13 protein-coding genes are annotated in these 13,918 nt (G+C 61.2%); 2 read left to right on the top strand and 11 right to left on the bottom strand.

Annotated features, from left to right (window positions below; translation table 11 throughout):
- Window positions 1-82 precede the first annotated feature (82 nt).
- Genes Q1A89_RS09115 through Q1A89_RS09095 form a run of 5 tightly spaced genes read right to left on the bottom strand, consistent with a single transcriptional unit; the run spans window position 83 to window position 6,476 of the window.
- Complete coding sequence (locus Q1A89_RS09115) at window positions 83-664, bottom strand: amino acid synthesis family protein (RefSeq protein WP_299726572.1); 582 nt, start codon at window positions 662-664, stop codon at window positions 83-85.
- Window positions 657-1,487: a UPF0280 family protein gene (locus Q1A89_RS09110; protein ID WP_299726569.1), complete on the bottom strand. Its 831-nt coding sequence runs from the start codon at window positions 1,485-1,487 to the stop codon at window positions 657-659. The genes Q1A89_RS09115 and Q1A89_RS09110 overlap by 8 nt, the downstream gene beginning before the upstream one ends.
- Window positions 1,484-2,917 carry a 6-hydroxynicotinate reductase gene (locus Q1A89_RS09105; RefSeq protein WP_299726566.1) on the bottom strand — a complete coding sequence of 478 codons (1,434 nt, stop codon included), beginning with the start codon at window positions 2,915-2,917 and terminating at the stop codon, window positions 1,484-1,486. The genes Q1A89_RS09110 and Q1A89_RS09105 overlap by 4 nt, the downstream gene beginning before the upstream one ends.
- The gene (locus tag Q1A89_RS09100) at window positions 2,914-5,646 is read right to left on the bottom strand and encodes a molybdopterin-dependent oxidoreductase (protein ID WP_299726563.1); all 2,733 of its coding nucleotides are present in this window, start codon (window positions 5,644-5,646) and stop codon (window positions 2,914-2,916) included. The genes Q1A89_RS09105 and Q1A89_RS09100 overlap by 4 nt, the downstream gene beginning before the upstream one ends.
- On the bottom strand, window positions 5,643-6,476 hold the full coding sequence (locus Q1A89_RS09095; protein WP_299726560.1) for a xanthine dehydrogenase family protein subunit M: 834 nt from the start codon (window positions 6,474-6,476) through the stop codon (window positions 5,643-5,645). Before Q1A89_RS09095 ends, Q1A89_RS09100 begins: the two co-directional genes overlap by 4 nt.
- Before the next feature lie 68 nt (window positions 6,477-6,544).
- On the opposite strand from Q1A89_RS09095, the gene Q1A89_RS09090 reads away from it, so the two are divergent.
- Window positions 6,545-6,976, top strand: a complete 432-nt coding sequence (locus tag Q1A89_RS09090; protein WP_299726557.1) for a MarR family transcriptional regulator — start codon at window positions 6,545-6,547, stop codon at window positions 6,974-6,976.
- A 35-nt stretch (window positions 6,977-7,011) separates the two neighbouring features.
- Here Q1A89_RS09090 and Q1A89_RS09085 read toward each other — a convergent pair whose 3' ends face one another.
- The 6 genes from Q1A89_RS09085 to Q1A89_RS09060 all read right to left on the bottom strand — a co-directional run bounded on the left by Q1A89_RS09085 (window position 7,012) and on the right by Q1A89_RS09060 (window position 13,025).
- Window positions 7,012-7,710, bottom strand: coding sequence for an ABC transporter ATP-binding protein (locus tag Q1A89_RS09085; protein ID WP_299726554.1), 699 nt, complete (start codon window positions 7,708-7,710; stop codon window positions 7,012-7,014).
- Window positions 7,707-8,399, bottom strand: coding sequence for an ABC transporter ATP-binding protein (locus Q1A89_RS09080; RefSeq protein WP_299726551.1), 693 nt, complete (start codon window positions 8,397-8,399; stop codon window positions 7,707-7,709). The genes Q1A89_RS09085 and Q1A89_RS09080 overlap by 4 nt, the downstream gene beginning before the upstream one ends.
- Entirely contained in the window at window positions 8,396-9,340 is a 945-nt protein-coding gene (locus Q1A89_RS09075; protein ID WP_299726548.1) for a branched-chain amino acid ABC transporter permease, read from the bottom strand. The genes Q1A89_RS09080 and Q1A89_RS09075 overlap by 4 nt, the downstream gene beginning before the upstream one ends.
- Window positions 9,337-10,263: a branched-chain amino acid ABC transporter permease gene (locus tag Q1A89_RS09070; RefSeq protein ID WP_299726546.1), complete on the bottom strand. Its 927-nt coding sequence runs from the start codon at window positions 10,261-10,263 to the stop codon at window positions 9,337-9,339. Before Q1A89_RS09070 ends, Q1A89_RS09075 begins: the two co-directional genes overlap by 4 nt.
- Before the next feature lie 53 nt (window positions 10,264-10,316).
- A complete protein-coding gene (locus Q1A89_RS09065) occupies window positions 10,317-11,597 on the bottom strand; it encodes an ABC transporter substrate-binding protein (RefSeq protein WP_299726544.1) in 1,281 nt (426 codons plus the stop codon).
- Between the two features lie 111 nt (window positions 11,598-11,708).
- Window positions 11,709-13,025 (bottom strand): hypothetical protein, encoded by a 1,317-nt coding sequence (locus Q1A89_RS09060; RefSeq protein ID WP_299726542.1) that lies wholly within the window; start codon window positions 13,023-13,025, stop codon window positions 11,709-11,711.
- A gap of 89 nt (window positions 13,026-13,114) precedes the next feature.
- Here Q1A89_RS09060 and Q1A89_RS09055 point away from each other — a divergent pair, with 89 nt between their 5' ends.
- On the top strand, window positions 13,115-13,873 hold the full coding sequence (locus Q1A89_RS09055; RefSeq protein WP_299726540.1) for a hypothetical protein: 759 nt from the start codon (window positions 13,115-13,117) through the stop codon (window positions 13,871-13,873).
- The last annotated feature ends 45 nt before the right edge of the window (window positions 13,874-13,918 follow it).

Raw genomic sequence — 13,918 nt, 5'->3', positions numbered from 1 at the left:
ACACAGCAGGCATTGGTCCAGATTCGGCCAATGCCTGTTTGACCTCGCGTTCGCGACTTTCACACCGCGCGGTCTGAGACCTCTATCGCAGCCCATCCTCACCTTTGACTTCGCTGACCTCCAGTCCGCCCATGCGGCTGTGCACCCGGCCGCCGCATGACATGGCGAGACCAAAGACAATCTCGTCTGCCTTCGGGCCATCGGGCAGGCCAATCTCGATCCCGTCGAAATGGCTGCGCACATAGGCGGCGTTGATGTGGCCGAGCGGGATGTCGAGCCTGCTGCCGACCCCGCCGCGTTTCATACAGGAGGGCACGATGGCATTGGAATCGTTGAGTTCCCCTCGCATCGCGTAACCGCCGGGCGCGTGCCACAGCGCGGCGTGTTCCAACTCGCCCGCTTCGCCGACGATGGCCCCTTTGCCATAGCCGTCGACCTTGTCCTTGCCGCCGAGGGCGGTGATCAAACGCGCGCTCATCAATGCCCCGAGAGGTTTGAGGTCGTCCATGGCTGGTTGCAGATTGGCCTCGTACTGGCCCGCGAACGGGTTGCGGACGCAGGCGAGGATTGCGCCCAGCATCCGTGGGATTTCCGGCTTTGGCCCGCCATCATGATGCACCTCTTCGATGATCAACTGCGTCTTGCGAATGATAAATTCAGGCATGCGCGTAGGCTCCTATCTGGGGGGCTTGGAGTGTTTCCGTCTGACCCTGGAGTGCGAGAACCACATCCAGAATATGGCCCGCTTTGATCAGCGGATCGGCGAATATGCGTCCGTTTTGCAGCGCGTCGCGGATGTCGGTGGCTGACAGGGTACCGACATCTGTGGTGACGAGGCGCTCGCCCAAATCGCTGTCGGGGTTCATGTCTGATGCGGGTTGTCGTGTCACGTGGGGGTGTCCGGGCAGGTCCACGGCGTTGGCAATCAGCGTCGCGGCGGCGTCGGCTGCTGCGGCTGAGCGGGCCAGCACGGTCACAGCATCAGCGATGCCGCGCGAATGGCTGCGCCCGCGCCAGCCGGACGTGGCAATGCCGCGCACCGGGTCGGTGGCTTTGACCGTTATCTCGCCTGCAGGCCCGAGCACGGTGAAGGTTGCGGATCCCGTCAGATGCAACGCGATGTCTCCACCATTGTTGACGTAGGCCTTTGGCGGCTGGTGGTGTTTCAGCATGGCGGCCAGTACCTCATCCGCCACGGCACCGGCGACCGCCGCCATGGGCGTGACAAAGACGCCATCAATAGGTTGGACCGCGCGCATCATCCGATGTGCGATTGGATTGGAAAAATGGGTTGTTGCCGCAAGCGGTTGCCGCAAGTCCGCAAGCTCGGACACCAGCCCATCCAGAACGGTCTGAAACCTGTCGGTGGCCGCACGGTAGCAGCTTTGCCGCTCTGGTCCGTCGACACCGATGATCAGGTCAATCGGGCCGTGATGCAGATGCAGCCGATCCCCTGCCAGCAGCGCGGCTTGTGGCCCCATACTCATTCCAAAGCGCCGATGATGCGGGCGTCTGCACCATATTCGCCCCCGGTTTCCAATACGTCATCGAGGTCGCGGATTTGTGCGGCATGCCCGCCCAAGGTTTCATAGGCGGCGCGCGCCATGGTGAATTCCAGCGGGGCGACCAGCGCAGGTGTGGGCACATAGCCAAAGGCGCCATCCGGCACTTCGGTCACATCCACCATGACGGTGATGCCGCCGCCGGGCCAACGGTAGGCATGTGCGCCGCCAATGGTGACATTGGTTTCGTTGTCCTTGACCGATTGGGTCAAGCGGATCGGGTTCTGGGTCACGCCAGAGCGGAGCGACCCCCCCGCGCCGCCCATGAACAGCACGGTGCAAAGGGCCGGTTCGCAGTTCTGTTCAATTAGGCGGACGGAGGCGCGCAGTTCATCCGGCATCTCTTCTGCCACGGGTTCCAGCGCCCTGTTCAGAACGTAATAGCCTGCGTGTTGGCCGGTGGTTGACACCATGAGAAGCCGCAGGCCGGGCCGTGCCCCTTTTTCGGGGCGCCATGGGCCCAGAATGGTAAGCGGGTCGTCAATATCCGTGCCGCCCCAACCCTGGCCGGGCCCGGCCACTTTGAAATAGCGCCCCGGCGTGGATCGGCGGCCCAGAATGCGAATGCCGCTGGCGGGCCAATCAATGACTTTGCCCGCCTGATGTTCGGACACGACCCCGGTGATGTGGTCATCGACCACGACCACCTCGTCCACCAGCCCCTGCCATTGCGAGGCGAACATCCCGATCGTGGCCGAGCCGCAGCCAACGCGCATCCGATCCTCGGCCTCGCCATCGACGATGGGTGGCTGCCCGGCCTGCACGATGACGCTTGAACCGCCATCTACTGTCAGCTCAACCGCTTCCTTGTTGCACAGGCGCAAAAGCGCGTCGCAGGTCACGCGCCCCTCGGCCTTGCTGCCGCCTGTGAGGTGGTCGACGCCGCCCAAAGACAGCATTTGAGAGCCATATTCCGAGGTCATCACATGGCCGATCACCTCGCCGTTGGCGCGCACGGGGCTGGCCTCTTTTCCCAAGTGTCGGTCTGTGTCGATCTTCACTTTGACGCCGCAATAGGAAAAAATGGCCTCGGTCACCACGGTAACGCAATCGACGCCCTCGATCTCGCGGCTGACGATAAAGGGTGCGGGTTTGTAGTCGGGATAGGTCGTGCCGGCGCCGATGGCGGACACGATGACCTCGTTTCCGGTTGCGCTTTGCCCATCCCAATCGGCGGAAAGGAAGGGTTTGATTTCGTCGCCCTTGGCAATGCGCCGGTCCAGAATGGTCAGCGGATCGCAGCGGATGATCTTGCCATCTATGTTGGCATAGCGATCGCAGGCCCCCACTTTGCCTTCGGCGATATAGCACATGACCGGGCAGGCATCGCAGCGGATTTTCTCGGGTCGGGTCATGTGGCCGCCTTCATCGCGGCCATCACCCGGTGGGGCAGGGCGGGCAAATGCGTGATCTTGGCGCCGCACGCATCTCGGATTGCGTTCAGGATCGCGGGGGCCGTGGGGATCAAGACATGCTCGCCCAGTCCCTTGGCCCCCATGGGCCCTTCGGGGTCAGGCTTTTCGATGAGGATCGAGTGGACCGGGGGCATGTCGCCGATGGTCGGGATCAGGTAATTGTGCAGGTCCTCGGTCTTTCCGGGTAGGTATTCCTCCATCAATGCCAGCCCCAGCCCCTGGGCAATGCCCCCCTCGATTTGCCCTTCGGCGAGGAGGGGGTTGATCGCGCGGCCCACATCATGGGCGGCTGTCATGTGCAGCACTTTGGTGGTGCCCAGTTTCAGGTCCACTTCGACCTCGGCGATTTGTGCGCCGTAGCCATAGACGGCGTAGGGTGTGCCTTGCCCGTTTTCGTCCAGCGCCGTTGTTGGGGGGTCATAGGTTTCCTCGGCGCAGAGCACATAGCCATGCGCATCCTGTGCCAGTCCGGTCAGGTCGATGACCCGCTTTTGCGTGCCTTGGTGAGCGATCAATTGGCCTGTTTCGAGGGTCAGTTCCGTCAAATCGCTCAGGTTGGTGAGCCGCAAAATGGCGGCGCGCAGTGCCCGCCCTGCGGCCTCTGCGGCCCTGCCCGTGATGAACGTCTGGCGCGAGGCGGATGTCTTGCCACAGTCCGGGGTGAGGCCGGTATCCGGGCCAATCAGGTCCACATGATCAATCCCGATGCCCAATGCGTCGGCAGCGATCTGGGCTATCACCGTGTTCGCCCCCTGGCCGACATCCGTCGCCCCCTGGTGCAGTTTCAGTTGCCCGTTTGGTGTGATGCCTAGGCGGACGGTCGAGGGGTTAGGTAGAGCCGTGTTGCCGCAGCCGTACCAGCATGAGGCCACGCCGATCCCGCGCTTGCGATCTTCGTGCGTTGCGTTGAATTCTGCAGCAGCGGCCTCGGCCCGCGCCCAATGTGGCGCAAGCGCGTCGAGACATTCCTGCAAACCAACAGCCTGCAGGACCTGCCCAAAGGGCGTTTTGTCACCATCCGCCAGCGCGTTCAGCCGCCGAAAGGCCAGCCTGTCCATCCCGCATTTGTTCGCGAGTTCATCATAAAGCAGTTCCTGCGTGATCGCGGCCTGCGGCACACCAAAGCCACGGAAGGCGCCTGCTGTCGGACCATTGGTGTGGATGGCGCGGCTGGTCGCGCGGTAGTTGGGTGTGAGGTACGGCCCGGAGGCATGCACGGGCACGCGGGTCGCCACTGTTGGGCCCCAACTGGCATAGGCACCGGTGTTGAAATCGCCGTGGAACACCATGGCCGTCACGCGACCGTCTGCATCGGCGCCAATGCTGGCCTCCATCGTGCCGGGGTGGCGTTTGGTGCTGGCCTGCATGGATTCCGTGCGGCTGAACACCATATGGCACGGCCGCCCGGTCTTGAGCACGCCGAGCCCCAGCAAGGGTTGCAAGGTCAGGTCCAGCTTGGCGCCGAAACCACCGCCCGCAACGGACGGGATGATGCGCACCTTGTCGCGCGGCAGGCCCAGAACCTTGGCGGTTTCTTCTTGGTCCATCACGGGCGCTTGGGTGCAGGCCTGAATGGTCAGCACGTCGCCGTCCATCCACGCGGCACCGGCCTCGGGTTCGATATAGGCGTGCTCGACGTAAGAGGTTTCAAACCGGCCAGTCACCACATGTGCCGCATCTGACAGCGCCTCATCCGGGGCGCCGCAGGCTACCCTGCCACGGATGAGCGTGTTTTCGGGGCGGTTGTCGTGCACAAGCGGTGCGTCGTCGCCTGTATCTTCCACAGTGAGGAGATGAGGTTTCGGCGTCCACGACACCGGAAAATCGGACAGATCCAACGCCTCGACGTCGCTCGGTTCGCCCACGATTAGAGCGACCGGTTCACCGAGGAAACGCACGGTGCCATCTGCCAGTGCGGGTTGGTCGGCAAGCGGCGGGATGACCCCGTAGGCGTTCTCGCCCGCAATGTCACGCACCGTGATCACGGCCAGAACGGCCGGATGCTGGGATGCCCACACGGCAGTGTCGCCCAAGGCAAAGTCAGCGTGATAATGTGGAGAGCGCACCGCCCGGATCAATAAAGACCCGTCGCGCGTGAAATCCGCACCAAACACTTCGGTTCCATCGACCTTGGCCTGCCCGTCAAGGCGTGGGATGGATTGGCCGACGACCGGGCCTTGGTCTGGAATGCGTAGGGCGCTTCCGTCTTGGTTGGCGGCCATGACCGCATCAATGATCTTGCGATAGCCGGTGCAACGGCACAGCACACCGCCGAGGGCGGTTTGCACCTGCGCCTCGTCGGGATGCGGGGTCGCGCGAAGCAACTCCATTGCGGCCATCATGATGCCGGGCGTGCAAATGCCACATTGCGCAGCACCATGGTTGAGAAAGGCGGTCTGCAGACGTTTCGCAAGCTGTGGTTCCGCTGTTTCCAGCGTTTCAATCTGGCGTCCGTCGGCCTGAATGGCGGGCGTCAGACAGGCGCAATGCTGTGCGCCGTCAATCAGCACCGTGCAGGCCCCGCAATCCCCGGCATCACAGCCGATCTTGACGCTTTTGAGGTTCAGATCATCGCGCAACACTTCGGACAGCCGACGACCCGGATGGGTCTGCACCCGGTGAATGTCGCCGTCGATTGACAGCGAAATCTCGTTTGCGAGGTCCTTCATGCCAGCCTCTCGACGGTGCGGCGCAGCAATTCGGTCGCACCGGTCTTGCGGTAGGATTTGTCGGCCCGGATATCGTCAATCGGATTGATGGCTTTGGCCACCAACGCGTCGGTGATCAGGTCAGGTCTGATGGGCTGGCCGATCAGGCGGGCCTCGACCTCTGGCAGGCGCGTTGCAACCGGGCCGCAAGACCCGATGGCCAGCGCGGCTTGGGTCACGACGCCGTCCTTTACTGCGATACGCGCCGCTGTCATCGCGACCGAGATCACTAGGTATTTTCGTGCACCAAGCTTCAGAAAATGGCTGCGACCGTCCATCGCCGCCGCCGGGATATGAATTGCGCTGACAAGCTCATTTTGGGCCAGGGCCGTCTTTCTTGGACCCGTGATGAAGGTGGCAAGCGGCAGGTGGCGGGTGCCTTCGGGGTTGCTGATTTCAACCTGAGCATCCAGTACAAGCAAAGGCGGCACGCCGTCCGCTGCGGGCGAGGCATTGCACAAATTGCCTGCCAAGGTGCCCCGGTTCTGGATTTGTATCGCGCCCACTTCGCGCGCGGCCAGTTTCAAGCCGTCAAAGGCGGCCGGCAAATCCGCGTTGATGATGTCCGACCACGTTGTCGTCGCCCCGATCCGCAGCCCTGCATCCGTTCGGGTGATCCCGCGCAAATCGGCAATTCCGGTGATGTCCAGCGTCGGGCCGTCCAGCACCTTGCGCTGCGTGGCTGGAAAGAGATCGGTGCACCCCGCCGCAACCTGCCAGTTGCCCGACGCCAGTATAGCGAGCGCATCGTTCAGAGTGTCTGGGCGTTGATACAGATGTCTGTCCGTCATGGCCGTGCAGAATTGTTCGTATACAAGCAGATGTTGCGGGAGGCCGTGCAAACTGTCAATGCTTTGCTATGTCCAAGGAAATGAAGAAACCGGATCCTTATCAGCTGTCCCACCAGATTGGGTACAATCTGCGCCGCGCCAACCAGCGCCATGTGGCGATCTTTTCCAAACATGTCGAAGGGCTGACGCCGACGCAATTTGCCGTGCTCGCGCGGTTGTGGGAGTGCGGGGCGCTGTCGCAAAACAAGCTGGGGCGGCTGACGGCGATGGATTCAGCGACCATCAAAGGGGTTGTTGAACGGCTGCGGACCAAGGGGCTGGTGCAGTCCTCGGCCGATCAGAACGACCAGCGATTGCGTCTGGTTGATCTGACGCAAGCGGGGCGCGCTGCCTTTGAGGTCGGCCTGGATCAGGCGTTGGCCGCGCGTTTGGAGACAGTTGAGGGTCTGACGCCCGAGGAAATCGAGGTTTTTGAAACGCTATTGGCCAAGTTGATCTGAGGCCCGCCACGGGGCCCAGTCAGTTGCGCCTTGGCTCAGATGCCGACGTATTTTTGCAGCAAGCTGGGGTCATCGCGCAGCGTTTGTGTCTCGACCACTTCGCGCCCGTGCCCGTTTTCGATGAACGCAACTCGGTCGGCCAGAGACAGCACCGCCTCGATCCGTTGTTCGACCAGAATGACCGCCTTGCCCTCATCCCGCATCGTTCGGACGGTGTCGGTGATCAGCGCGATCATTGAGGGTTGCAGGCCTTCGGTCGGTTCATCCAACAGCAAGACCGAAGGGTCCAGACAAAGCGCGCGGGCGGTGGCCAGCATCTGTTGCTCACCGCCAGACAGGGTTTCGGCCTGCTGGGTCAGCCGCTCGCGCAAGCGCGGGAACATGGTCAGGATACGTTCGCGGGTGGCGGCGGATTTGCCACGCGTCATCAGCCCCACGTCGATGTTTTCAGCTACCGTGAGTTCCTTGAACAGGCGCCTGCCTTGCGGGACATAGGCGATGCCCTGGCGCGGCACTTCGTGGGCGGGAAGGGTGCTGATGGTTTGCCCATCAAGGCTGATGGTGCCTGATTGCAAGGGCAGCAGCCCCATGATCGCCTTGAGCGTCGTGGTTTTGCCTGCCCCATTGCGGCCCAAGAGGCACAGCACTTCACCCGGGCGCGCCTCGAACGATAGATCGTAAAGGACCTGAACCTGCCCGTAGCCGGTGCTTATTCCATCAAGTTTCAGCGTCATCCGGTCCCCAGATAGGCGTTTTGCACATCGGCATTGGCGTGGATTTCGTCCGGAGTCCCGCGGGCGAGAATCCTGCCCGTATCCAGCACCGTGATTTCATCGGACAGCGCCATCACGACGCTCATATTGTGTTCGATCAGCAATATTGTCGTGTCACCGGCCAGTTCTTTGATCAACGCGTTGAAGTCTTCGATCTCGCCTTCGGCAAGTCCCTGGGTCGGTTCATCAAGGATCAGCAGGCGCGGGTTCTGGGCGACGCCCATGGCGATTTCCAGCAGCCGCTGGTGCCCATAGGCAAGATCCCCGGCGATCCGTGACGCGCGGTCAGCCAGCCCGACCCGGTCGAGTGCGGCAAGTACGGTGGCTTTGTCCCGTTTCCCAAGGGCCAGCGCCACATTGTCGAAAAGGTTGAGGCGGGCATAGATCGCGGTGATCTGAAACGTATAGGCCATGCCGCGCTGGATGCGGGCATGGGCTGGCAGAGCGGTGACGTTTTCACCGTCAAACCACACCTCGCCCTCGCTGATCGGAATGCGGCCAGACACCATGCCGACAAAGGTGCTTTTGCCAGCTCCATTGGGCCCGATCAGCGCGTGAATTTCTCCCTTGGCGAGGGTGTAATCCACCTTGTCGACGGCCCGCAGGCCACCGTAGATACGCGTAAGACCTTTGGTTTCCAGCAGCATCATGGCAGCCACGGCACCCAACGGTTGCGGATTTCACCGACGATCCCGGCCCGCGCAAACAGGGTCAGCAGCACAAGCGCGGCCCCCGCGATCAGCATATAGGCGTTGGTGACCCCGCTGGCATAGTCGATCAGGTAGAACATGAACGCCACGCCGATCAGCGGGCCAATCGTGGTACCCATGCCCCCGAGCAGCACCCAGAGCAGCGGAAAGATGGAGTATTGCACCGACGCAAATGTCGCACCGACATAGCCGAACAGGACGGCATATCCCGCCCCCGCCGCGCCAGCGATCGTGCCGGAAATGATCACTGCGCCCAACTTGTGGCGGAACACGTCATAACCCAGCATGCGCGTGCGTTCCTCGTTTTCGCGCACCCCGATGAGGACACGGCCAAAGGACATCTGCATCATCCGCGCGGTGATCAGCAGGGCGACGGCAAAGAGGGTCAGCGCCGCGAAATAGCGGGTCAGCGGTTCGGTCAGTGCGTAGCCTGCGATCTGGCGGGTGGCTTGTGCGATCACGAATCCTTCGTCCCCGCCGGTCCATTCCCCGAGGTACAATGCGGTCAAATAGACCGATTGCGCGAACATCAACGTGACGATCATGAAGGCGACGCCGATGGTGCGCAGGGCCAACAGTGCCACAACGGCTGACAATGCAGCCGCACAGATCAGGCCAATCACAAAGGCTGGTATGACCGTCAAACCCCCCAGATGCATCGCCATCCCGCAACCATACATGCCAGCGGCAAAGAACATCGCGTGTCCCAGGCTGAGCAGTCCGGTGTAGCCAAACAGCACGTTGTAGCCGACCGCATATGTCGCGAGCACCAGAATGCGCGCAAGGTTCCCCTGATGATAGGTCGGCAGCACAAAGCCCAGCACGATCAACACGGCGATCAGCCCCAGATGCAGGGCGACGGATCGGGCATCAAGATTCATGCCATCTTTTTCCCAAAGAGCCCTTGCGGGCGGAAGACGAGGACGAGGGCGACAAGCAATGTCGCGATGATCTTGGACAGTGTCGGGCTGAGGAAAACCGAGATGATCCCGTCCGACATGCCGATCAACAGGGCGGCGACGATTGTGCCGCGTACCGACCCCAACCCGCCGATGATCACAACGATGAAACTCAAGAGCAGCGGATCATGGCCCATCAGATAGTGCGCCTGTTGGATTGGCACGATCAGTACAGCCGCCAATGCCGCCAGCGCCGCGCCAAAGCCAAACACAATCGAATAGACCCGCTGCACCGGAATGCCAAAGGCCAGCGCTGTTTCCCGGTCCATTTGTGTTGCGCGCATGATTAGCCCCAGCCGGGTGCGCGACATGACCAGCCAGAAGGCCAGTAGGATGGCGATGGCAGCAACGATCACAAACAGCTTGTAACTGGTGATGCTCAGCCCCCATGGATAGAAAAACGCCAATCCGTTTTCGCCCCATTCCACCCAAGGCAGCGCAATGCGGTGGCTGAAGGGGGGCTCGACCGGCCGGGCCTCTGGCCCGTAGATCATCAGGGCGGATTGCTGAAGGATATAGAGCACGCCGATAGTGCCCACGATGGTTGCCTCGGGATCATAGGCGACGTTCTTGAGGATCAGCCGATCCACCAGCATGGCCACGGCCCCTGCTATCAGCGGTGCAATCGCAAGGGCTGCCAAAAAGCCGATGGCCGGGTGGCCTGCGATGGAATTGGCCACAAACCACGCCACCACGGCACCCAGCATAAAGAATTCGCCATGCGCGACATTCACCACCCGCATCACACCAAACACCAGCGACAGGCCAAGCGCCGTCAGCGCCAGAACCGACGCGCCGACAGCGCCCTCAAGGATGGCGAGCATGAGGTGGGGTCCGAACTCCATTCAGTCCTTACTCGTCAGGCCGGGACCGGTGCCCCGGCCGTGATGTCATGGTCTCAGAACGATTGCGTCGTATAGTCGACCTCATCTGGATAGAGTGTGTCGTCGATGGATGTCGTGTGCACCTTGACCAGACGCCCGTTTTCGACGCGCGAGATGTATTGCACGCCAAATACCTGGTGCGTCTTGCCATTGAACAGTTTAGGCCCCTGCGGGTGTTCCATGCTTTCGGGCATGTCGGTCATCGCCTCGACCGCTTCGATCAGCTTTTGACGGTCATCTGGGCCTTGGTAATCTGCCGCTTCCATGCCCGCCTTGATGATGTGCAATGTCTCCCAGCAGCCAAACATGTGGGCGTAGGTCGACACATCGCTCGGGTCTGAGACCGACGCCCCGTTTTCATCGACGCCAACAGCGGCGCGATAGGCTTTGTCGTATTCGGTCTGGTCGGCCTGTGCGTAGCGCGGGTTACCTTCCCAGAAATAGGTGCCTTCGAGGAATTCCAGACCGGGCGAGGCCAGATCGACCGCCTCAAGCGAGTCGATAAAGCCAAAGATCGCAGGGCTGGATGGGCCAAAGAATTCACCCAGCTCCTTGACAAAGGTCAGCACGGCGGGGCCGACCATGACGTGGTATAGCACCTCCGTCTCGCGCGGGATCTTGGGGAAATATTTGGTGAACGACGTCTCGGATGGGGGCACGGCGATATGTTCCAGCACCTCGCCGCCCTGCGCCTCGATCGCGGCGGTAAAGAAATCGCGGTGGTCGTGGCCAAAGGCGAAATCGGGGAAGATCATCGTGACCTTCTTGCCGAGATTCTCCGACACATAGGGCGCCATTGCCTGCACCTGACTTTTCACATCCGTAATGCCGGGCTGCAACGTGTAGCGGTTCAGCGCGCCTGATGCGACGTGATGCCCCTCGGAGACCACAAAATATGGGATTTTCTGTTCCCCGGCCGCCGGGGCAGAGCCAATCACGACATGGCTGAAGAGTGTGCCATATGCGACGTCACAACCGTGCTGGTTTGAGAATTTTTCGACAACCTCGGCACCGCGCTTGGGGTCGGTCCCGTCATCTTCGGCGATGATCTCGACCGGGCGTCCGTTGATGCCGCCTGCATCGTTGATCATTTTCAGTGCAGCTTCGGTCGTGCGCCCGTACCAGCGCCCGTAGGCTGCGCCAATTCCGGTCGAGTGCTGCTGGAAACCGATCTTGATCGGGGCTGCGGACTGCGCGCTGGCAAAGCGCCCGAGCAATGGCGATGCCGCCAGGAGGCCACCAGCGCCCGCCCCTTTTAGCAAGGTCCGGCGGGTTGTTTTTAATGCCTTGGTCATCTGAATTCTCCCTGTGGATGGGCCCTTTGGCCTTTGTGCAATTGGTTAAATGTTGTTTGCATACATGCAGTTTGTCCAGAAAATTCTGGCGATGGGCGTGAAGCTGGCGGCTTATGCCCCTTTCGGAGCCGCCAAAAGCCACAGGCCTAGAAACGTGTAGCCGATCATGAAAACCGACAAGGGCAGGGTGGCGATAACCGCCCGACGGTGGTCGCCAAACAGCGTGATGGCGACCCGGTGTGCCAGCAGAACCGACCACACATGGCCCACAACAACCAGCCCGGCCTGCGTGATCCAGATCAGGCGCACGGTGTCGATACGGTTGAAGAATCCGGTCGTCACGCGAAAGGGCTGTATCCCTAGAAAGTCCGCGCCCGTGGCAAATGGGTCGCTGAGGGCTGCAATAGTGTACTGGATGCCAACCATGAAGGCGGTCAGATAATGTGCGACGTGATAGACAAGCGCAATGGGAAGGACACAAAGCGCCAGCCACCCATAGGCCTGCGCGAACGGCGTCTTCGCCCCGGCCAGCGCCATTCCCACCCAGATTGTCAGGGCAAATATTGCCATCAATCCCAGAATGGATGTGATCAACCCCATCAACGTCACGCCGATGATCGCCGAGCGGCCGGGGAACTCAAGCGGGTTGACCCCAATCTGGCCCAGCCACCAGAATGTCTCGTTCAATCCGTCAAAACTGCCGACACCCAGCAGGGTCAATGCGAACAGGCCCGCAGCGGGCCGAGGCGGGGCTTGGGCAATCTGCCAGCCGGGTCCGCCGATCCCGGCAGGGTGCTGCAATCGGATCGCAGTCAGGCTGGCAAAGGATGCAAACAGGGCGTGGCCCAACTCGGCGCTGTGGCACCATCTGGGACCAAACAGGATCAGCCCGACAAAGGTGACGCCCCAATACCCCGCCACCAGTTGCGCCAATCGGGTCGGATCGTCCGGGGCCGGGTCTGCCAACAGGAATGCGGCAAAACAAACCAAGGTTGCGGTGGCAGGCCAAAGCCCGATGCGGTCGGGTAACCGCATGGGTGGTTCCTTGAGGTTCAACAGGCGGTAAAGGCCGGTCCACGGGTTGATCCATGTCCAGAGATTGCCAAAAACGGCCGAGAGGCTGACCAACGCGATCCAGCCGATTGTCCAAAACCCCAACGGCATCAGGTTCGACAGCGGATCGCGCGACCCGTAGATGCCGATATAGATGCCGAAGAACATCACGCAAAAGGACAGCAGACTGGTGATGACCGGCCACTTGCCAAAGTCGCGGGGCGTTAGTGCGCGTGCTGAAAACAGTCCGGTCACCACGGCTTGCGGCATCGCAAACAACGCGATCACAGTCATTGCGACAACGGCCACCCCGGCGGTGATATAGGCCCCGGTAGGCAGAAGCAGGACAAAGCCTTGCTCTGAGACATGCGCCATTGCGGGACCGCCCCACAGCAACGCTGGCTTGACGACTATGATGATGTTCCTCAGTCTCACGCGGGCATGATGCGTGGGGAGTGCCATAGATGAAAGCGGCTTTTCTGTTTGTGGCGATTGCGGCGATCGTGTGTGCACTTTGGTTCAGCGGGTTGCTCACCGCGCCTGCACAAAATCTCCTGATCACCCAGTCCAGAGCGTTCCCGATGGGCGATGGTGCAGCGGCTGTGCTGACCATCGACAATCAGGGCGCGCCGGATCAACTGGTCTCAGTCAGCAGTCCCTCGTACGCGGTCACATTGCAAAACGCTGAAGGTGGCTTGCCCATTCAGACCGGCACATCTTCCCTGGCGACGGACGCGGCGCATATCATGATCAACGCATCCTCAGCCTTTGAGGACGGCACCTTGATCCCGATCACGCTAACCTTCGCCGAGGCGGGCAATACCAACATCAAAGTCCGCTACACCGCGCTTGAACCCGGCAGCAAGGAAGCGCATATGCCGAAGGGCCATGGCGCGATGCAGCACGATGTGAGCGATGCACCACATCCGAGCCTCAGCCTGAGCGTCGAGCAAGTTGACAACGGCTGGACTGCACGGATCGAGACAGCCAACTTTACCTTTTCCGAAACAATGCAGGACGGCGATCATATCGCGGGCACCGGGCATGGCCATATTTACCTGGGCGGAATGAAGCTGGGCCGGGTCTTTGGAGACAGCTATAGCATTGGTGCTTTGCCATCCGGCCAACACGTCTTGCGCGTTTCGCTGAACACCAATGATCACCGCGCCTATGTGGTGGACGGCAATCCGGTTGCGGCTGAAACCATCATTACAGTTGACTAGCTTCGTTTCTGTGCGACTTTATTGGTATACAAGTGAGTTTGCATG

The organism is uncultured Tateyamaria sp. (assembly GCF_947503045.1).
In the GTDB taxonomy this organism is placed as follows: domain Bacteria; phylum Pseudomonadota; class Alphaproteobacteria; order Rhodobacterales; family Rhodobacteraceae; genus Tateyamaria.
This window is presented reverse-complemented; position numbering and strand designations above follow the sequence as displayed.